This window comes from Clostridium frigidicarnis, assembly GCF_900111985.1.
GTDB lineage: Bacteria > Bacillota > Clostridia > Clostridiales > Clostridiaceae > Clostridium_Z > Clostridium_Z frigidicarnis.
Genome location: NZ_FOKI01000049.1, coordinates 1 through 21713 on the forward strand (window position 1 = coordinate 1; position 21713 = coordinate 21713).

The window sequence follows — 21713 nt, forward strand, 5'->3', positions numbered from 1 at the left end:
GTGACTTCCAACAATAATCGTCAATCGTCAATTCTCAATTGTCAATTAAAAAAGGGTGCAGCCTTTTGTTCCTTTTGATAAAGTTGTAAAAAGACAAACTTAATTAGTATTTTAAATAAACCTATGTGTTATAATCTTATATATAATTATGAAAGATAATGTTTTATTATCATTGAATGGAGGAAGCTTTAGTGGGAACAAAGATAGTTACTGATAGTACGTGTTATATACCAGAAGATTTACTTGAGGAATTTGATATATCGGTAGTATCACTAAATGTTTTATTTAAAACTGAAAGTTTTAGAGAATTGGATATAGATAAATCTACATTTTATGAAAAAATGGAAGCGGCAGATGAAATACCGACATCTTCTCAACCAAGCATAAAAGAATTACAAGATATATTTGAGAAATATGCAAAAAACAATGAGTCAGTAATTGGTGTTTTTTTATCAGAAGATATGAGCGGAACATATTCCAGTGCTAATCTTGTAAAGAACATGGTTTTAGAAAATTATCCAGATGCGGATATTAGAATTATAGATTCAAGGTCTAACTGTATGCAGATGGGATTTGCAGCTCTAGAAGGTGCTAAAGCCGCAAAAGCAGGTGAGTCTACAGAAAAAATTATGGATATAATAAAAAAGGTTATAAATAGTAGCAGATTTTTATTTGTTCCAGATAATTTAACATATTTAAAAAAAGGCGGAAGAATTGGTGGTGCAGCTGCACTTTTAGGTAATATACTTCAAATAAAACCAATACTTACAGTTGAGGACGGAAAAACAACTATATTTGATAAAGTTAGAACTAAAAGAAGAGCAGTAGATAAAATAGTAGATACATTCATGGAAGATATTAAATTAAATGGATTAGGTGATGTAATAGTTCACCATATTAACTGTGAAGAAGAGGGACTTAGGTTAGCAGAAAAGATTTCAAAAACAGTTGGAAAAGAAGTTAGAATACAATCAATAGGACCTGTTATAGGATTACATGTTGGGCCTAAAGCTATAGGTGTTGCATACTTCACGTTAGGTAGGTGAAACTTTCAACTCCCCACTCTCAATTAAAAAGTAGCGTAGTCACTTTTTAATAAGTAAAAGCTTATGATATACATAAGAAAAAAATGGTGTTAAGCATATAACCAGAGGATATATAATAGAAGAGATAACTATTAAGGGGTGGGTTTAAGTGTTTAACAAGAAAAAAATAGCTGAATTAAAGGGATTTGGATTTTTGTTACAAAATGATAATGAACATTTTTCAGTAAGATTTATATCTAAAGCAGGAAATTTTACTACAAGTGAGATGGAATCAATAAGTAAAATAGCAAACAAATATGGAAGAGGATATATAGGACTTACAACAAGGCTTTCTATAGAGGTTCCGTGGATAAATGGGAATGATATAGAATCAGTAATTAAGGAAGCTAAGGAGTTAGGACTTACACATGGAGGAACTGGTAAAAAATTAAGACCTCTTGTTGCATGCAAGGGTACTATATGTCTTCATGGGAACATAGATACACAGGGAATATGCAATAAATTAGCTGAACTACATTTTGCACAGGATACACCATCAAAATGTAAGGTAACGGTAACGGGGTGTGCTAACAACTGCTCTAAAGCTAGTCTTAATGACATAGGAATAATGGGGCTTACCATTCCGGAATTTAATTTAGATAAATGTGTTGGATGTGGAATGTGTGCTAATTCCTGTAGACAAAAAGCATTAACTGTTATAGATAAAAAAATAGTTTTTGATAAATCAAAGTGTGTTGATTGTGGAAATTGTGTTAGATCATGCAAATTAGGAGCAGCTACTTGTAAGAAAAAAGGTGCACAAATATATATAGGTGGTAGATTTGGAAGATCCTATAGATTTGGGACTAATTTAGGAAAAGTATTTGAAGAAGATGAAATATGTAATGCAGTAGAGAAGATTTTAAATTACTATATAGAAAATGGAATACCAGGCGAAAGAATATGTCATTTGATGGATAGACTTGGTGAAGAAAAAGTTTTAAGAGACATATGTAATCTACTCTTCAATTGATAATTGAAAATTGAGGATTGACAATGAACGATGCTTTTCTTCACGTTGTTTAGAAAAGCTTGAAATTGTATATTTTACAATAAAGAATTATTTAAAAAGTTGAAAATTGAAAGTGGGAAGTTAAGAGAGAGGGATGTTTTTCTTCAAGATGTTCAGAAAAGCTTAGAATTTCCGTAGAAAACTCAGCATTAATTTAATCTTAGGTGTAAGCGACTAATTTGTGTTACTTAGAACTGACTTTTCGGGTTAGATTAATTTTTATATTTTTCATAGTATATTCCTATAATAATAAAATTATCTTAATGAGAATAGAATGATAAGCGTTAGTAAACTAACAGAGGAAATCTGCTTGTTTACGATGCTTATCATTCTATTTTTATGTTTACATAAAGTTTTTTATTTTAACATAAAAAATAAATGTATATCCTTACAAATTAAGCAGATATAAGTTTATAATAGATATAAGATATAATTAAATTAATCTTTATAAAAAAATTGTAAATAAATGAGGATAAATATTTTATTATTACCTTAAATTAAGGAGGAATAAAATTTGAATATAATAAAGACTTCTAAGGTTACAGGTGTAACTAAAAGTGAAATAAAGTTTTATCAAGAAGAGGGTTTAGTTGCCCCACAAAAAAATAAAAAGAATGGTCAAAGAAATTATAATGACAATGATATAGATATGATAATGCTAGTATATGCCTTGAGAATAATAGGCTTTAATATAGATGTAATTAAAAAATGTTTAAACAATATGACATATTTATATGAGTGTATGGTAAAGGCTGTAAAAGAACTAAAAACTGTTTTTAGTGAAAAACAAGAAATTATAAATGCCATAGGTAGAATTGAAAATAGAGAAAAAGTTATGGATAATTTAGATGATATTATACTAATAGCTAATTCGGTAGAAGATTATAAAAAAGAAAATGAGGATAACTATGTATCTGATAAAATTCTAAAAAGTTTTCCTGGTAACTATGGAAAACTTATAATCCTACAGTATGGACAGTTTTTAACTGTAAAGTTAAATAATGAAGATAAAAAACAATGCTTTAAAAGGATTTTAAAGTATATAGATAACTTAAATAATTTTAAAATAAATAAAAACATGGATATAATGCTAGGAAGTTTAAATAATGATATTTTATATACTTTGAGAGATGAAAAATTAAAAACAATAAATAGCGTTATAAATAATAATTTAGAAGAAATAGAGAAGATAAAAAGTAATATAATTTCATTTATAAACTTATCTAAGGACGACGAAGAGTTTAAGAAGGCTTTTATAAAAAATAAAAATAAAGGCAGGACATTAGAGGATTGCTTAAAGGAAAAATCATATTACGATAATTTTATAATAGACTTAAGGTTTATAAGCAAATTATATGACGAGTACTCAAAGGCTATTATTAACATAGAAAAAGAACTTGGAATTAAGTATGACAAGGATGGCCTTATGTATTTTGAGTAGAAGTTGAAAGCGAAGATATAAAAGATATACTAAAAAAGAATTAGATATTTTTTGGAATTAAAAAATAAATATAAGAGTAATAAAATTAAAAAAAGTATGCATAATGATAATGCATCTTTTTAACAAAAAAAGAAAACGTTTTCTAAACTGGGTTTTGTATATATACTTAGTTTATTTTTTTACTTTATAGGATATTATAAAATTTCAAATCTGTGGATAACTTTGATAACTATTAAAATATATAGATTTTTTAGTTGAGAATTGAAGGTTGAAAACTTTAATGAGTGACAAGTTATGAGTTACAAGTTGCGGTTAAATCTTTTTAGGAAGATTGAAGTTAATTGAGAATTGATGATTGAAAATTGACAATTGAAGGATAAATCTTCTAAGGAAGATTTTGAAGATAAAAAAAATACAATTAAAGAAAATCTGTGATTTTCAACCTTCAACTTTATATTTAGGAAGTCCATGACTTTCAACAATAATCGTCAATCGTCAATTCTCAATTGTTAATTAAAAAAGGGCGCAGCATTTTGTTCTATACAGAAAAGTATAGAAAATTTTTGATTATAAAATGATAATAAAATCTAGGGTTAAAGGATTCTTGAATTGATAATTGATAATGTACAATTGACAATGTTGGATGAAATCTTATTAAAGAAAATCTGTGATTTTCAACAACAACTGTCAATTTTCAACTGTCAATTCTCAATTAGAACGTGGTGTAGCCGCTTTTGGTCTAATAATGATTATATTAGTGAATATGTTATATTAGTTAATAATTATTATTGACTAATATACCGGTTATGGGTATACTCTTAATATGATTAACGAATAAAAAAAATCCTTTAGAAAAAGCTAAAGATAAGAGAATCTCAAGGAGGAAAATTTATGATGAGTTCAAAATTTCAAGAATTAAAAAATGGAATAGTATATAAAAATTTATTTAATGGAAATTGGATTGAAAGTAATACAAAAAAATTAATAGATATAAAATCACCTATAAACAATAAGATTATAGGAAGCATTCAACAAATGACTAAGGAAGAAGTAGATAAGTCTATAGAGAATTCTAAAAAAGCTCAAAAACTTTGGTCAGATACACCTATAAATGAAAGATCAAGGATATTAAATAAAGCTGCAGATATAATAGAAGAAAGTGTAGAAGAACTTTCGGATATATTGGTAATAGAAATAGCTAAAGATAGAAAGAGCGCAGTTTCGGAAGTAAAGAGAACTGCAGATTTCATAAGATTTACTGCAGATGTTTCAAAACAGTTAGAAGGAGAAACTATACCAGGTGATAGTTTTCCAGGAATGAAAAATAATAAAATATCGGTAGTAACAAGAGTCCCGTTAGGGGTTGTACTTGCTATCTCTCCTTTTAATTATCCAATAAATTTATCTGCTTCTAAAATAGCACCAGCATTAGCAGCAGGAAATTCTGTTATATTAAAACCACCAACTCAAGGAAGTATATCAACATTATATTTGGCTCAAGTATTTAATGAGGCAGGTATTCCAAGTGGAGTATTAAACACAATAACAGGTAGAGGTAGTGAAATAGGAGATTATATAGTTACACATAAGGATATAGACTTCATCAACTTTACAGGAAGTACAGATGTGGGTCAGCATATATCCAAAATTTCTACTATGAAACCTCTTTTATTAGAGTTAGGTGGTAAAGATGCTGCAATAGTTTTAGATGATGCTGATTTAGATGAAGCAGCAGATAACATAGTGGCAGGTGCATATTCTTATTCAGGACAAAGATGTACAGCTGTTAAGAGGGTTCTAGCAATAGATTCAATTGCTGATAAACTTGTAGCTAAGATTAAAGAGAGAGTAGAAAAATTAAAAGTAGGCCATCCAGAAGAAGAGGGAGTAGTTGTTAGTACATTAATAAACAGTAAATCTGCGGATTTTGTAATGGAATTAATAGATGATGCTAAGGGTAAAGGAGCTAACTTACTTGTAGGTGGAAATAGAAAAGATAACTTAATTTACCCTACACTGTTTGATAATGTAGGATTAGATATGAGAATTGCCTGGGAAGAACCATTTGGACCGGTATTACCTATAATAAGAGTAAAAAGTATTGATGAAGCTATAAAAATATCCAATGAATCAACTTATGGATTGCAAGGATGTATTTTCACTAAAAACATAGACAGAGCATTTTATATAGCTAATAAATTAGAGGTTGGTACAGTACAGGTAAACAATAAACCAGAAAGAGGACCAGACCATTTTCCATTCTTAGGAGTTAAAGCCTCTGGTATGGGAACTCAAGGAATAAGATATTCCATAGAAGCAATGTCAAGACCAAAGGCCATAGTACTGAATTTAAATAAAGCAAATTAAAAATTAAAAGTTAATAAATGAATCAATAAAAAAACAAGCAATGAATTTAGGTTAACCTAAATTCATTGCTTGTTTTTAATGTATAGGATATTATAAAATTTCGAATCTGTGGATAATTTTATTAAGTGTTGAAACATATGTAATTGTTAAATAAATTGAGAATTGATGATTGACAATTGACAATTGAAGGATAAATCCTCTTAGTAAGATTTTAAAAATAAAAAAATATAATTAAAGAAAATCTGTGATTTTCAACCTAAATTTTCAACTTTCCACTCTCAACCTTCAACTTTATATTTAGGAAGTCTGTGACTTCCTAAATATAATCGTCAATTGTCAATTCTCAATTGTAAATTTAAAAAAGGGCGTGCCTTTTGTTCTAACGGTTATCTGCGTATTACTAGTCTATAATATGATTTCACAGTATAAATATAATAAATATAATAAATGAATATAAATATTATAACTGTTTCAGGGAAATATGAGATTTCAATTATTTCAAACTGTTTCAGAAAAAATATGGCAGACCAGGCATGTATCATACCTATAATTGAAGGTAATAAAAAGAGTATTCGAGTTTGTTTTTTTATAGATTTATAAATCTCTTCTTTTGATACACCTAAGTTTCTAAGTAGTTCATATTTAGAAATATCATTTTCAGCTTGATTTAATTGACTGAAAAATATTATGCTTGCAGAACAAATTAATAATATAAAAATAACAATGAAACTAATAAATAGTAAAACTGATGAATATTTAAGATTACTAAAATAGTAGGAAAACGGGTTAAAGATATAATCTTGCTGTTTATCACTTGAATGTTGTATTACATAAGAATATAATTCATCAGATAGATTTTGAGAGTTCGTAAAATCTTCAAAATTTAATAATCTTAAAGTATTATATTGAGATAAGGATTTTAGTTCATTAAAAGATTCATTAGAAACAACTATAAATGAAAACAAACTTTCTCCAGTAAAATTATTTCTTATAGGCATTATTACTTTAAATTCTTTATTTAAATTCTTTAAAGTAACATTTTTAATATTAGGTTTAATTTTATCTTTATCAATATCTCTACCATAAACCATAAGACATTCATCATTATTAAGGAAATTTAAATTAGAGTAAGCACCATTAGAAACCTTTTGAAAATCGTCTAAAGAAACTATATTTATATGAGATTCATCACCTTTATAATCATATTCGCTATTAGATGCTATAGAAGGATAAATTCCTTTATCTACAATGAAATTAATATAAATATCAGAATAAACTTTATGATTTGGATATTTAGAAAATATGTTATTTACTGTATCATCTAAGTTTCTATTTTCTGATAAATAAATGAAATCAAAATTACCTTTTTTGGCATCGAAGGTTTTAGATAATATATAAGAGTTAATAAACGAAGAAGAAGCTATTAATAATATAGCTATGAGCAATGAAATTGATGCAAAAGTTTTTGAATTACTTTTCAATTTAAACAGTAAGTCTGATAAGCTAACCATATTAAGATTTTTATAATATAAGTATTTTATTTTTTTATATATTTTTATGAATAAGAAAATTCCATTAGAAAATAATCCATAGGTAGCTATTAATATAGCTAATCCACCTAAAATAATATAATCAGAACTATTTTTGAATTCAATAAAAATAAAAGCGTATCCACCAAACATAAGAATTAAGCTAATCAAAGAAAAAAGTATTGATGTTTTAAAAGTGTTGTTTTTTATTGAGTAACTATTAAGCATAGTTAATATTTTAGATCTTTTTATCTTTATATAACTAATTACAGAGATTAAAAGAAATATAGTTAAGAATACGAATAAAGTATCTTTTAATGCTCTAGGAACAATTGTTATATTATAATTATTTGGTGGAACATTTATTAATTTTAGAAGTATCATAAAGAAAGACTTAAAAAATAAAGAACCAAGTATTAAAGCTATTATAGATGACATTACTCCCATTATTAATATTTCAAAAAATAAAACCAAAGATATTTCCTTTTTTTTCATTCCTAAAATAGAGTAGATTCCAAGTTCTCGTTTTCTCTTATTTATGAAGAATAAATTGCAATACCATATAAAAATTATAAGAAAAAACTTTAAAAATACAGAGGCAAGTTGAAACATAGAATCTATGTTATATCTTGATAAATCTAATATGTTGTAATCTAAAAAAGTAAATGAAGAAAAAATATAGTATGACATTACACCAAATATTAAAGTTACAAAATAGAGGGTGTTCTCATATAAGTTATTTATGGCATTTTTAAATGCTATGGAAAATAAAAACATATTCATCATCCTTTAATTTTGTTTTATAAGACATGTGAAAGAAAGTAACAAGTCAAAGATGCTATGTATATTTTGTGTCAGACAAGGAAGTGATATTAGTTAATAGTACAGGCTATGGGCTAATATTACTGACGCAGTATGACATGAAATAGGTTAGCATACTAATTTGTTGTTTTTTCAATGTACCTAAGTTAAATTATAAGTTATAAACTGATAATTATACAACTAAAAGTCCTAGCAAGATTTAAATTGCTAGGACTTTTTGTTGTAGTAGAAAAATCAACATTAACTTTCAACCTTCAAATCTCAACTTTCCACTTAAAACTTGGCTATGCTAAGTTTTTTAATCTGTTATTGATTTATAGTAAGATTCAACAGTTAGCTTGTAGTAAACTAAGTAAATAGCTATATAAGCAAAATATGTTATTAATATAGGCATGTTTAAACTTATATTTAATAACCCTTCTAATACTTTTAAAGCAACAGTTGAATGGGTTATACCAATAACTAATGGAAGTAGGAATACAAATCCTATTTGCTTTGAAACAGATTTTTTGATTTCTTTATTATCAACACCAATTTTTCTAAGTATATCATAGTTAAATTTATCAGCCTCAGCTTCAGATAAGTGTTTAAAGAAAATAATTGTTCCAGTGCAAATTAAGAATACTAACCCTAAGAAACCACCAATAAATACAATTAAACCGCTTGATTCAATTGAAGCTCTATAAGTTAAGTAAAAATCATCTGATAGTCCAAATGAGGAGTCAGTTATATCTTTATAAGTGTTTTTAGTAAGTTCCTGAAAATCATTTGATAAATCCTTTGCTGATTTCTCTCCTTTAACTTTATATAAAGAAGCTGTTGTTTTTTCAGTATAAGAATTTTCAAGAGATTTAAAGACATCATCTTTTACTATAACTAAAGAATTAAATAATATTATATTTCTTGGAAGTATTGATTCTTTAGATTCATCAACAAAGTTAAGTTTTTTATCATTAATTTCTAAGTTTTTTCCTTTAAAAGAACCTACATATTTAGATCCAACCATAGAATCAAATATATATGCATCATCATTATTTTTAAGATTTAAATCTAAATCACTACCTATAGATTTTAATAATTCTTTAGCTTTACTTTCGCTTAAAAAGCTTATAGTTGTATCGTTATATTCATCATTTGATTTTAATGCTAGACTAGGAAGTTTAGCTGTATGATCTAAAACCTCAATATTAACTTTAGATTCAACAGAATTATTTTTATGATTGTCTAATATTTTGTCAAAATCCTTTTGTATATTATCTAATTTGAAATTAAGAGGTTCATGTTGAGGTCTTGTTTTTGCATCACTAGAAGTTGTTTTAGTTTCTTTTGAATCAACCAGAGCAAAAGAAAATGGTGATGACGACTTAGTAGTGATTTCTGAAAAATAATATATACTAAAAGTTGTACCTACGGCTGTTAATGTTGTTGCAGCAAGTATAGCAATTGTAGCTAAAGTTCTAGCATTACCTTTTATTCTATATAGTAACTGGGATGTACCAATCATATTTATTCCCTTATAATATGATTTTTTATTCTTTTTAGAATGTTTAATCATAAAAACAATGAAGAAACAAAATAATATATAGGTACCAACGATAGTTAGGATAATGGTAAGCAAAGCAAATATTTGAAAGTTTTTATCTAAGTTATTTGCACACCAGTAACCAGCCCCAACTAATACTACTCCTAGAATAGAAAGAGGAATATTAGTTTTGGGTTCTTTTTCTCCAGAAGAATCTGCTTTAAATAAGTCAATTAACTTAAATCTATATATTACACTATAAGAGTGCATAGATACTATTAAAAATATTACTGTAAATACTTCAATAGTTTGCATTATTGCTTTAGCAGAAAACCCAATAGAAATTGATTTTATTGCTTCTAATTGCATAAGCTTAAATAGAACCAATATAAAGCCTTTGGAAAGTAGCGTTCCAAATAATATTCCAAAAACTAATGCTAAGGCACCCATGCAAATTGTTTCATAAAATAACATTCTACCTATTTGCTTCTTTTTAATTCCAAGCATCGAATACAAGGCAATTTCTTTTTTTCGTTTTCTTGTAAAGAAAGAATTTGAATATCCTATAAAGATACAGGCAAATATTAATATTATTATGCCAGCAGCCTTAAATGGACCATCAAGTTTTGCTTTAGTACTTAAAAGTGTACTTATTTGATCATTATATTGTAAAGTAGTAAAAGTAAAATATATTACTATACTGAAGGCTATTGATATAAAATAAAGAAAATAATTTTTGAAATTTCTTTTTACATTTTTAAAAGCTACGTCAAATAAAGACAATTGAATTCCCCCTTTCTTACATATCTGCGACTGTATTACCTAAAGTAGATAATACATCAAGTATTTTTTGGAAGAATTCTTTTCTAGATCCGCCCTTTACTAATTCTGCATATAAGGTTCCGTCTTTTATAAATAAAATTCTCTTACAATAACTTGCTGCAAATGCATCATGTGTTACCATCATTATTGTAGCTTTATCATCTTCATTTAAATCACTTAAAGTTTGAAGAATTTCAGCAGATGATTTTGAGTCTAATGCACCTGTTGGTTCATCGGCAAGAAGTAGAGATGGTCTAGTTATTACTGCTCTTGCTATTGCTGATCTTTGTTTTTGACCACCAGAAACCTCATAAGGATATTTATTTAAAGTGTCTTCAATTCCAAATTTTTCAGATAAATCTTTAACTCTTTTTTCGATTTCTCTATGATTTGTTTTTGAAAGTGCTAGGGGTAGAACTATGTTTTCCTTTATAGTTAAAGTATTTAATAGATTGTAGTCCTGAAAAACAAACCCTAATTTATTTCTTCTAAAAGAAGATAGTTTATCCTCATTCATTTTTGTTATATCATCACCAGCAATTATTACACTTCCAGATGAAGGAGTGTCTATTGTGGAAATTATATTTAAAAGTGTAGTTTTACCAGCACCAGATGGACCCATTATACCAATAAATTCTCCTTCTTTGATTTCAAGGTTAATATCTTGTAATGCTGTATATGTAACACCTTTTGAGGCATAAACCTTTCTAAGATTTTTAGCAATTAATACGTTATTCATATTATTAATCCTCCTATAAGTTGTTTTTTAAACTCTATATTTATATTTTAAAGGATTAAGAGGTTACGAACCATTTATCTATATAACAAAACATTTGACGTAGCTTACATTTTTGTAATATATAAAACGAATCTTTATTTATATGATAGCCATAGCATGAAATAATTATATATAAGGCATATTTAAAAAAATAATAGACCAGTATTCTTGTATGTTTGGCATAATACTTCATGGTTAAAAGTCATCCATAGCATCACTATAAGTGGCTTTTAACTCTTTGTATTATACCAAATATACATGGAATCTGTGGTCTATTATTTTTTGAAAAGCAAGAAGCTAAATAAGGAGTTAAAAACTCCTTATTTAGCTACTTTTAAGAAATCACTTAATTTAGGAAAATGAATAGTAACTTTTGTATATTCATCAACCTTTGAATCTATAGATATGTCATGACCAAGTTTTTTACACATTTTTTTTGTAAGATACAATCCCATACCTGTAGATTTGCTAAACTTTCTACCATTATGACCTGTAAAGCCTTTATTAAATACCCTAGGTAGGTCTTCATTAGGGATACCTACACCATTATCCTTTACAATAAGTCTAGTTTCAAGCTTATCTTTTTCACAATAAATTTCTATTTTACCACCGATTTTTGAATATTTAAGTGAATTTTGAACTACTTGATTAATGATAAATAACAACCATTTCTTATCGGTTAGAACTGTATAATCAACATGATGCATATCTAAACCAATACGCTTACTTATAAATGATTTTACATTTCTTTTTACAAGTTCATTTAAAGTTTTTTTGATGTCAATATCATATAATAAGTAATCTTTTGAAAAGTCATCGATTTTAGAATAATATAATGATTGCTCAACATAATTATCTATTTTATTAAGCTCATCTTCTATGCTATCTAAGGTTTCCTCTAAAAGTTTACCATCACTATTCTCTATGATTAATCTGCAGACAGAAATAGGTGTTTTAACTTCATGTACCCAAGAAGTCATAAAGTCTATGTTTTCAATTTTATCTAAATACAAATTATCAAATTTGTTTTGATGTTCTTTTTCAATTTTTTTTAGCAATATTGAAAAGATTTCTTGTTCTTTAGTTAAGGATTTAGGTAAAGAACTAAAAATATTTTCTTCTTGATTGTTTACTAATAAAGTTAAGGATTTAAAATATCTATATTTTAATATAAAGTCAAAAACTAAAAACAAAAATAATAGACTATATGCAACAATATTTATATAAATTATATTATTTAAAGAGACCATTGTTGAACCATCAAGATATACTATTAAGCATATAAAAGAAATAGTGAAGATAAATAATATAACAATAGGCATTTTGTCTTTAATAAAGTCTTTTAGCTTCATTGAATAATATAACCTTGACCTTTCCTTGTTGAAATAAAATCATCTAGTCCGATATCAGATAATTTTTTCCTCAATCTATTTATATTAACTGTTAAAGTATTGTCATCTACAAAACTTTCATCTTCCCAAAGACTTCTCATAATTTTGTCTCGACTAACAACCTTACCATTATTTTTCATTAAAATATAAAGAATTTTAAACTCATTTTTAGTTAGTTCAACTTTTTCTTCATTAAACATAAGATTTGAGTCTTTTAAATTTAAAATTGCTCCGTTATATTCAACTACATCTGATTCTACGCTAGTATAAGAATAGGTTCTTCTAATTATTGCTTGAATTTTTGCCATTAACACATCTAAGGAAAATGGTTTTTGTATGAAATCATCCCCACCCATATTCATTGCCATTATTATATCCATATTAGTATTCCTAGAAGAAACAAATATTATAGGGACTTTTGATAATTCTCTTATCTTATTACACCAATAAAAACCATCAAAACAGGGTAAATTTATATCTAATAAAACAATATGAGGTTTAAATTCTATAAATGTATTCAGTGTTTGAGTAAAATCTTCAACATAAGATCCCTCATATCCCCATCTCTCAATGTTTTCTAGCATTATTTCTCTAATTTTAGGATCATCTTCAACGATTAGAACTTTAAACATGTAATCATCCTTTCACAAAACAATAATATTAGTATTATTATATATTATTGTGTTATATATTAAAAGAATCATTACTAGTTAAGTTCATAGTGGAATAATTTATACCAAGATTTATTCCTTAGTATGGTTAAGGGATACATTTTTGTTTTATTATTATTTAATGAACTATCTATATTAACAATTTCATTTAGAGAATCCTCTATATTAGAAGTGGATTTATATTTTGAAAGTAAGTATGCCACAGATTCTATTCTAAATGAAGGTTTATTAATGTCCTCTACAGTGAAATTTTCAATGTTCATTTCTTTAGCTAACTCTTTAAAGCTTTCAGTAGATAATCCAAAATCAGTATCAACAATAGATGCAACAAGGTATGGATCTACATCATATTTAGAACTAAAATACTTTATATCCTTACTATTATCTATAGGATATAAAACTTTATGTCCTAAAAGATACATTCCACCAAAGAGAAACACTATTAAGCTAAAATTAAGCACTATTTTTTTCATAACGAAACCTCCATGAATTAAGTTTATACTATAAGTTTAAAGGTAAGCATAAAAATTAGCCATAACAACACCTTACAAATTTTAAATCTAATCTAACAATTTTGTAATGTTAAGGCACATTCAAAATATACATGGCATCTTTGTCTTGTTATTTTCTTTTATGTGCCTAAGGATTAATTTATAAGTGAATAATTAAAAAAATTTTAAAAATACTAGAAGTATATATTAATATAAGGAGGGGAAACAATGGAAAATCAATTTCCTAAAAAATTTCCTAAACAACACCAAAATATACATCCTGGAATTGAGGATGAGATGAATCCAAAGCCTATATTTGAAATGGATGGGTATATGAGTAGTAGCAATAGACTAGAGGGCAAGGTAGCAATAATAACAGGCGGAGATAGTGGAATAGGAAGAGCTGTATCTTTAGCTTACACAAAAGAAAAAGCCAAGGTCGTTATAGTTTATTTTAGCGAGGATATAGACGCAAAAGAAACAGAGAGACTTATATGCAAAAATGGAGGAGAGTGCTTAATATTAAAGGGTGATATAAAAGATGAAAACTTTTGTAAATCCGTTGTTGACGAGACTATAAAGAAATTTGGAAAGTTAGACATTTTGATAAATAATGCGGCTGTTCAGTATGAATGTGAAAACATTGAAGAGTTAACAAGTGAGCAATTTGAAAAGACTTTTAGGACCAATATATTTGGAGCATTTTATTTTGTGAAAGCTGCTATGCCACATTTAAAACAAGGATCTTGTATAATTAATACTACATCAGTAACGGCATTCAAAGGAAATGAAACATTGATAGATTACTCTTCAACTAAAGGAGCTTTAACAACTTTCACAAGATCTTTGGCTATAAATTTAGCACCAAAAGGGATAAGAGTTAATGCAGTGGCACCAGGACCAATTTGGACACCTTTAATTCCATCTAGCTTTAAAGAAGACAAAGTTGAGAAGTTTGGAAGTAATACTCCAATGCAAAGAGCGGGTCAGCCAGTTGAGGTAGGAGGAGCATATGTATTTTTAGCATCAAAAGATGCATCTTACATAACAGGAGAAACTGTACATGTAAATGGAGGAGAAATAGTTAATGCATAAGGCACATGACAAAAAATAGAATGCTAAGCATTAGTAAACCTGCTTGTTTACGATGCTTAGCATTCTATTTTATCTATAAATGAAGTCTATTGTTTACCAACACTCTACATCATCTATACCATCTATATCATCTTTAGAGAACACTGGATCAAGTCCATCGTTTCTTTGTTTTACATAATTCTTAAGTGCACTAAAAGCAGTTTTGCTAAGTTGTAATATAGCTATTAAGTTTATTATAGCCATAAAAGCCATAAATAGATCAGCTAGGCTCCAAACAGCATCTAATCCAGCTATTGCACCAACAAATACCATTATAATAACACAGACTCTGTAACATAATAACCAGATTTTATTTGCATTCATGAATTCTATATTTGTTTCTCCATAATAATAGTTACCTATTATAGAACTAAAAGCAAATAAGAATATACATATAGCTATAAAAATATTACCAAAACTACCGATTTGGGAACTTAAAGCGGCTTGTGTTAATTGAATTCCATTTAAAGAACCATCAGTATAAACACCTGATAAAAGTATTAAAAATGCTGTAGCACTGCATATTAGAAGTGTATCAGTAAATACTCCAAGAGTTTGAATCAAACCTTGTTTAACAGGATGAGTTACTTCAGCAGCAGCAGCAACATTTGGAGCACTACCCATACCAGCTTCATTAGAGAATAAACCTCTTTTAACACCTAAAAGGATAGCTCCGCCTAATCCACCACCTACAGTTTGTTTAAAACCAAAAGCGTTTTCTATTATTAAGGCAAACATATGAGGTATAGCAGAAGCATTTTTTACTAATACAATCATTACTATAGCTAAATATGTAACAGCCATAACTGGAACTAGTATTTCAGTTACTTTAGCGATTCTATCAACTCCACCAAATATTACTAAACTTGTAAGGATGGCTAATATAAATGCCATTATAATACTATCAATTCCAAAAGCTTGATCAAAGGCAAGTGCTATAGTATTAGATTGCACAGAGTTAAAAGCAAAGCCAAAGGACACAGTAATAAGAATAGAAAAAAGTAATCCCATCCATCTCTTTTTTAATCCTTGTTCTATGTAATAAGCTGGGCCACCTCTATATTTATTTCCGTCTTTTACTTTGTATATTTGAGCTAATGTGCTCTCAACAAAACTAGAGCCTGCTCCAATAAGTGCTATAAGCCACATCCAAAATACAGCACCAGGACCACCTATTGCAATTGCAATAGCTACACCTGCTAAATTACCGGTACCAACTCTAGATGCGGTACTTATACAAAATGCTTGGAAAGAAGAAATTCCTTTTGCATCCTTATCTTTAGAAGAGGAAATACCTTCTGTAAGTAATTTAAACATGTGCTTTAAATATCTAATTTGAATAAATCCTGTTCTTATAGAGAAATATAAGCCTAAAGAAATTAATAATATTATTAGTACATATGACCATAAAAAATCATTAAATGAAGTTAAAATATTAAGCATAAAATTCGACCTCCTTCGATATTATTCAATTAAATTGTATAATAGAACAAATAATATGTCAATTAAAAGAATTTTCTAAAAACACTATAAGTATGATAAGCATTGATTATATAATATTCTTCAAATAAAAAAATAAAATTTAAAAAGTCCAAATGAATAATTGGCTTGTTAATTATTTAATTTTTTAAATTATGAAGCATTGAGATTTTGTTGCTAAATGAGTAATATAAGGTTGTAAAGAAAAAATTATGTATTGACATAAATTATTTTATTAATTACAATCATATGTAATAAGTTTAATTAAATAAATTTATCTGCTGGCTTTTATGGGCCAGGATAAATTCTTCTTAGATTCAGAGTGAAGCTAAGGATTTTTGATACACACTTTAAAATGGTCCTGTGAGACCAGAAAGGGGTATAGCATATGTGTAAGTTTTTTTGTGATACAAAAAAATTAAATACAAGAAATTTTGATTTAGTGCAATTACTAAATCAGTTCGAGGTTAAATTAAATAATAAAGAAAATTTTAAGGGTAATAAAGGAATTGATAGTTCAATTTCTTCATTACCCTTTTATTTTTTAAGGAGGGGTTAAGATATGAAAGCTAAGTTGATTTTAGAAAATGGTATGGAATTTGAGGGAAAGGCTTTTGGATATACAGAAGAAACTGTTGGAGAAGTAGTATTTAATACGGGTATGACAGGATATCAAGAAGTTCTTACAGATCCATCATATTATGGACAAATAGTAACTATGACATATCCATTAGTAGGAAATTATGGTTTGAACCTTGAAGATTTAGAATCTGATGCCCCTAAAGTAAAAGGATTTATAGTTAGAGAAAAATGTGAGCTTCCAAGCAATTGGAGATGTGAAATGAATTTAGATTCTTATTTAAAGCTCCATAAAATAATGGGAATAGAACAAATAGATACAAGAGCCCTTACAAAAGTTCTTAGAAACAATGGAACTATGAAAGGGATAATAACTACTAGGGAAATAAGCTTTGATGATGCAAAGGCTTTAATGAATAATTTTTCAAATAAGGAAGCAGTTAAGAATGTTACAACTAAGGAAAAATATATTGTAGAAGGCAAAGGACATCACGTAGCAATAATGGATTTTGGAATAAAATCCAATATAATAAGAAATTTTATAAAAAGAGATTGTAAATTAACTATATTTCCAGCAGATGCAAATTATAAAGAAATATTAGATGTTAATCCAGATTTAGTGTTTTTATCAAATGGACCTGGAGACCCAGAGGATTTAACAGGGGTAATAGAAAATATAAGACATTTAGTTGATAAAAAGCCAATATCAGGTATATGTTTAGGACACCAGCTTTTATGTATAGCCTTAGGTGGAAAAACAGGAAGGCTGAAATTTGGACACAGAGGAGCAAATCATCCAGTAAAAGATTTAGAAGAAAACAAAATATTCATAACATCTCAGAATCATGGATATGTGGTGAAAGAAATGCCAGAAAACACAGAGGTTACTCATATAAATGTAAATGACTCAACTGTGGAAGGTATGAGAAACAAAAAACACAAAATATTTAGTGTTCAATTTCATCCAGAAGCATGTCCGGGACCTCAAGAAAACCAATATTTATTTGATAAGTTTTTAGATTTAATATAGGAATTAGAGGAGGAGAGATATTATGCCATTAAATATAGATATAAAAAAAGTTTTAGTTGTAGGATCAGGTCCAATAATAATAGGTCAAGCGGCTGAGTTTGACTATTCAGGAACACAAGCTTGTGAGGCATTAAGAGAAGAAGGAGTAGAAGTTATATTAGTAAATTCTAATCCAGCTACAATAATGACAGATAAAGAAATTGCTGACAAGGTGTATATAGAGCCATTAACAGTAGAGTTTATTGAAAAAATTATATATAAGGAAAGACCAGATAGTATTCTAGCAGGAATGGGTGGGCAAACGGCACTTAATCTTGCAGTAGAGTTACATGAAAAAGGGATACTTGATAAATATAATGTAAAAGTAATAGGAAGCTCTATAGAATCCATAAAAAAAGGTGAAGATAGAGAATTGTTTAAATCTATTATGGAAGAAATAAACGAACCAATAATAGAATCTAAAATAGTTACAGATTTAAGCAAAGGAATGGAGTTTGCAAAGGAAATAGGATATCCAGTTATAGTAAGACCAGCATATACTCTTGGAGGAACTGGTGGTGGAATTGCAGATAACGAATATGAGCTTAGAGTAATCTTAGAGTCAGGGCTAAACTTAAGTCCAGTTAGTCAAGTACTTCTTGAAAAAAGCGTAAAGGGTTGGAAAGAAGTAGAATATGAGGTTATAAGAGATAGTTATGGAAATTGTATAACTATATGCAACATGGAAAATATAGATCCAGTGGGAGTACATACAGGAGACAGTATAGTTGTAGCTCCAAGCCAAACCTTATCAGATAAAGAATACCAAATGCTTAGAACAGCATCTATAAATATAATAAATTCAATAGAAATAGAAGGTGGATGTAACGTACAGTTTGCATTAGATCCAGTAAGTTTTAATTATGGGGTAATAGAAATTAACCCAAGGGTAAGTCGTTCATCAGCATTAGCATCTAAAGCTACAGGATATCCAATAGCAAAGGTTGCAGCAAAGATAGCCCTAGGATATGGTCTTGATGAAATAAAAAATGCAGTAACAGGAAAAACATATGCTTGTTTTGAACCTACATTGGATTATGTGGTTTGTAAAATTCCAAAGTGGCCATTTGATAAATTTAAGAAGGCAAATAGAAGTCTTGGTACAAAGATGATGGCTACAGGAGAAATAATGGCAATAGGTAGCAATTTTGAAGCAGCATTTTTAAAAGGTGTACGTTCACTAGAAATAGGTCAATATTCATTAGAAAATAAGAGTGTTAAGAATCTTACAATAGAACAACTTAAAAATAGGGTTATAACCCCAGATGATGAAAGAATTTTTGCTTTAGCAGAGATACTTAGAAAAGGATATTCAGTTGAAAAAGTATGCCAAATAACAGGGATGGATAGATTCTTTGTTGATAAGATAAAGTATATTGTGGATGAAGAAGAGAGATTAAAGTCATCAGCTGTGGATAATTTAAATAAAGAGTGGTTATTTGAATTAAAAAGAAGAGGATTTTCAGATAAAGCTATAGCGGACTTTTTAGATGTAAGTCCAGAGGTTATTTGTGAATTAAGACAAATATGGAACATAAAAGCATCATATAATATGGTTGATACATGTGGCGGAGAATTTGATGCAGTATCCCCATACTATTATTCAACATATGGAATGGAAGATGAAGTAGTTGTAAGTGATAGAAGAAAAGTTATTGTACTAGGATCAGGTCCTATAAGAATAGGTCAAGGAATAGAGTTTGATTATGCATCAGTACATTGTATAAAAGCTTTAGAGAAAATGGGTATAGAAACAATAATAATAAATAATAATCCTGAGACAGTAAGTACTGATTTTGATATATCAGATAAATTATACTTTGAGCCTTTAACAGAAGAAGATACATTAAATATAATAGAAAAAGAAAAACCATTAGGAGTAATACTTCAGTTTGGGGGACAGACAGCTATAAAACTTGCTAAATTCTTAGAAAAGAAAAATATACCTGTACTTGGAACTCTTCCAAAGCATATAGATGAGGCTGAAGATAGAGAAAAGTTTGAAGAAATATTAGAAAAACTTAATATAAAGAGACCTAAAGGAAAAGCTGTATGGAGTGTAGAGGGGGGAATGCTTGAGGCTGAAAAACTTGGCTATCCTGTACTTGTAAGACCTTCATATGTTTTAGGTGGACAGGGTATGGAAATAACATATGAGGATAAAGGGCTTAGACAGTATCTTGAAGGAGCCTTTGCAAGAGATAGTAAAAATCCAGTTCTTATAGATAGATATCTTTTAGGAAAAGAAATTGAAGTTGATGCAATATGTGACGGAGAGGATATATTAATACCTGGTATAATGGAACATTTAGATAGAGCAGGAATACATTCTGGAGACAGTACAACAATTTATCCAAGTCAAAATATATCTGAAGAAATAAAAAAAGCGGTTCTAGAGTGTTCTAAAAAACTTGCAATAGCATTAAATGTCAATGGTATGATAAATATTCAGTTTATAGAATTTAAAGGTGAACTTTATGTAATAGAGGTTAATCCAAGGGCAAGTAGAACTGTACCTTATATAAGTAAGGTTTCAGGAGTACCTATAGTTGATATAGCTACAAAAGTAATGCTTGGAGAAAAAATAAAGGATCTTGGGTATGGAGTGGATATCTATAAAGAACCAGAAATAGTTTCAGTTAAAGTTCCGGTTTTCTCAACACATAAATTGTCTAAAGTTGAAGTAAGTCTTGGACCAGAGATGAGATCTACAGGGGAAGTATTAGGAGTAGGACATAATCTTGAAGAAGCTTTATATAAAGGATTTATAGCCTCAGGAACATATCTTAAAAAGAGAACAGGAAAAATACTTGCCACAGTGAACAATAAAGACAAAGAGGAGTTACTACCAATAGCAAAAGGATTGAATAAGTTAGGATATACTTTCTTAGCTACAAAAGGTACATGTAACTTACTAAAAGAAAATGGAATTGAAGCAGAAGAAATTAAAAAGATAAAAGAAGGAAAGCCTAATATATTAGATTTAATAGAAAAAGGTGGAGTGGATTTAGTTATAAATACTCCAACTAAAGGTAATGATTCATCAAGGGATGGATTTAACATAAGGAGAACGGCTATAGAGCACTCAATACCAGTTGTTACATCAATAGATACACTAAAAGCAATGGTGGATATAGGACTTGCTAAGGTAAATGTAGATAAGCTAGATGTAATAGCATTATAAGATTAAAAAAGACCAATTATCATCGTGATAATTGGTCTTTTTGATGTATATGAACTTATTAGATTAATCAGTGACAAGTTAATGATGGTCTTCTTCACGTATAAGAAAGTATAAAATTTCGAATCTGTGGATAACTTTGATAACTGTTAAAATATATAGATTTTTTAGTTGATAATTGAAGGATAAATCTTCTTAGGAAGATTTTAAAACTTAAAAAATACAATTAAAGAAAATCTGTGATTTCCTATAGGCCCCCTAATTAGAATGGACAATGTTTACTCAAACAAAGTAAAATAGTTTTAAGATGATTAGGAGGTCTAAGGGATGGAGAAAAAAA

The 21713-nt window shown here is 28.2% G+C and carries 14 protein-coding genes; 7 read left to right on the forward strand and 7 right to left on the reverse strand.

Translation table 11 applies throughout. The features are described 5' to 3' along the window. Window positions 1-191 precede the first annotated feature (191 nt). From BM119_RS17390 to BM119_RS17405, 4 genes are all read left to right on the forward strand, one after another. On the forward strand, window positions 192-1046 hold the full coding sequence (locus tag BM119_RS17390) for a DegV family protein (protein ID WP_090042988.1): 855 nt from the start codon (window positions 192-194) through the stop codon (window positions 1044-1046). Between the two features lie 148 nt (window positions 1047-1194). Continuing rightward, complete coding sequence (locus BM119_RS17395; protein WP_090042989.1) at window positions 1195-2058, forward strand: 4Fe-4S binding protein; 864 nt, start codon at window positions 1195-1197, stop codon at window positions 2056-2058. 553 nt (window positions 2059-2611) lie between these two features. Next, the gene (locus BM119_RS17400) at window positions 2612-3538 is read left to right on the forward strand and encodes a MerR family transcriptional regulator (protein WP_090042990.1); all 927 of its coding nucleotides are present in this window, start codon (window positions 2612-2614) and stop codon (window positions 3536-3538) included. Window positions 3539-4432: 894 nt separating this feature from the next. Then, complete coding sequence (locus BM119_RS17405) at window positions 4433-5905, forward strand: NADP-dependent glyceraldehyde-3-phosphate dehydrogenase (RefSeq protein WP_090043001.1); 1473 nt, start codon at window positions 4433-4435, stop codon at window positions 5903-5905. 386 nt (window positions 5906-6291) lie between these two features. On the opposite strand, the gene BM119_RS17410 is transcribed toward BM119_RS17405, so the two are convergent. From BM119_RS17410 to BM119_RS17435, 6 genes are all read right to left on the reverse strand, one after another. After that, window positions 6292-8211 carry an ABC transporter permease gene (locus tag BM119_RS17410; RefSeq protein ID WP_177199486.1) on the reverse strand — a complete coding sequence of 640 codons (1920 nt, stop codon included), beginning with the start codon at window positions 8209-8211 and terminating at the stop codon, window positions 6292-6294. Between the two features lie 343 nt (window positions 8212-8554). Next, window positions 8555-10561, reverse strand: a complete 2007-nt coding sequence (locus BM119_RS17415; RefSeq protein WP_177199487.1) for an ABC transporter permease — start codon at window positions 10559-10561, stop codon at window positions 8555-8557. Between the two features lie 16 nt (window positions 10562-10577). Further along, the gene (locus tag BM119_RS17420; RefSeq protein WP_090042993.1) at window positions 10578-11339 is read right to left on the reverse strand and encodes an ABC transporter ATP-binding protein; all 762 of its coding nucleotides are present in this window, start codon (window positions 11337-11339) and stop codon (window positions 10578-10580) included. A 359-nt stretch (window positions 11340-11698) separates the two neighbouring features. Continuing rightward, complete coding sequence (locus BM119_RS17425; protein ID WP_090042994.1) at window positions 11699-12730, reverse strand: HAMP domain-containing histidine kinase; 1032 nt, start codon at window positions 12728-12730, stop codon at window positions 11699-11701. Beyond that, window positions 12727-13401 (reverse strand): response regulator transcription factor, encoded by a 675-nt coding sequence (locus BM119_RS17430; RefSeq protein ID WP_090042995.1) that lies wholly within the window; start codon window positions 13399-13401, stop codon window positions 12727-12729. The genes BM119_RS17425 and BM119_RS17430 overlap by 4 nt, the downstream gene beginning before the upstream one ends. A 74-nt stretch (window positions 13402-13475) precedes the next feature. Then, on the reverse strand, window positions 13476-13913 hold the full coding sequence (locus tag BM119_RS17435) for a lysozyme family protein (RefSeq protein ID WP_090042996.1): 438 nt from the start codon (window positions 13911-13913) through the stop codon (window positions 13476-13478). A 246-nt stretch (window positions 13914-14159) separates the two neighbouring features. Between BM119_RS17435 and BM119_RS17440 the strand changes: the two genes are divergently transcribed. Beyond that, a complete protein-coding gene (locus BM119_RS17440; protein ID WP_090042997.1) occupies window positions 14160-15026 on the forward strand; it encodes an SDR family oxidoreductase in 867 nt (288 codons plus the stop codon). 93 nt (window positions 15027-15119) lie between these two features. On the opposite strand, the gene BM119_RS17445 is transcribed toward BM119_RS17440, so the two are convergent. Continuing rightward, window positions 15120-16508 carry an alanine/glycine:cation symporter family protein gene (locus BM119_RS17445; protein WP_090042998.1) on the reverse strand — a complete coding sequence of 463 codons (1389 nt, stop codon included), beginning with the start codon at window positions 16506-16508 and terminating at the stop codon, window positions 15120-15122. 598 nt (window positions 16509-17106) lie between these two features. On the opposite strand from BM119_RS17445, the gene BM119_RS17450 reads away from it, so the two are divergent. Next, window positions 17107-18153 carry a carbamoyl phosphate synthase small subunit gene (locus tag BM119_RS17450; RefSeq protein WP_090042999.1) on the forward strand — a complete coding sequence of 349 codons (1047 nt, stop codon included), beginning with the start codon at window positions 17107-17109 and terminating at the stop codon, window positions 18151-18153. A 22-nt stretch (window positions 18154-18175) separates the two neighbouring features. Beyond that, entirely contained in the window at window positions 18176-21376 is a 3201-nt protein-coding gene (carB, locus tag BM119_RS17455; RefSeq protein WP_090043000.1) for a carbamoyl-phosphate synthase large subunit, read from the forward strand. The last annotated feature ends 337 nt before the right edge of the window (window positions 21377-21713 follow it).

What these genes read in the sequence shown, in the direction of transcription:
- BM119_RS17405 (WP_090043001.1), top strand. Translation starts at nt 4,433, where the DNA reads ATGAGTTCAAAATTTCAAGAATTAAAAAATGGAATAGTATATAAAAAT.
- BM119_RS17410 (WP_177199486.1), bottom strand. Translation starts at nt 8,211, where the DNA reads ATGTTTTTATTTTCCATAGCATTTAAAAATGCCATAAATAACTTATAT.
- BM119_RS17420 (WP_090042993.1), bottom strand. Translation starts at nt 11,339, where the DNA reads ATGAATAACGTATTAATTGCTAAAAATCTTAGAAAGGTTTATGCCTCA.
- BM119_RS17425 (WP_090042994.1), bottom strand. Translation starts at nt 12,730, where the DNA reads ATGAAGCTAAAAGACTTTATTAAAGACAAAATGCCTATTGTTATATTA.
- BM119_RS17430 (WP_090042995.1), bottom strand. Translation starts at nt 13,401, where the DNA reads ATGTTTAAAGTTCTAATCGTTGAAGATGATCCTAAAATTAGAGAAATA.
- BM119_RS17435 (WP_090042996.1), bottom strand. Translation starts at nt 13,913, where the DNA reads ATGAAAAAAATAGTGCTTAATTTTAGCTTAATAGTGTTTCTCTTTGGT.
- BM119_RS17440 (WP_090042997.1), top strand. Translation starts at nt 14,160, where the DNA reads ATGGAAAATCAATTTCCTAAAAAATTTCCTAAACAACACCAAAATATA.
- BM119_RS17445 (WP_090042998.1), bottom strand. Translation starts at nt 16,508, where the DNA reads ATGCTTAATATTTTAACTTCATTTAATGATTTTTTATGGTCATATGTA.
- BM119_RS17450 (WP_090042999.1), top strand. Translation starts at nt 17,107, where the DNA reads ATGAAAGCTAAGTTGATTTTAGAAAATGGTATGGAATTTGAGGGAAAG.
- carB (WP_090043000.1), top strand. Translation starts at nt 18,176, where the DNA reads ATGCCATTAAATATAGATATAAAAAAAGTTTTAGTTGTAGGATCAGGT.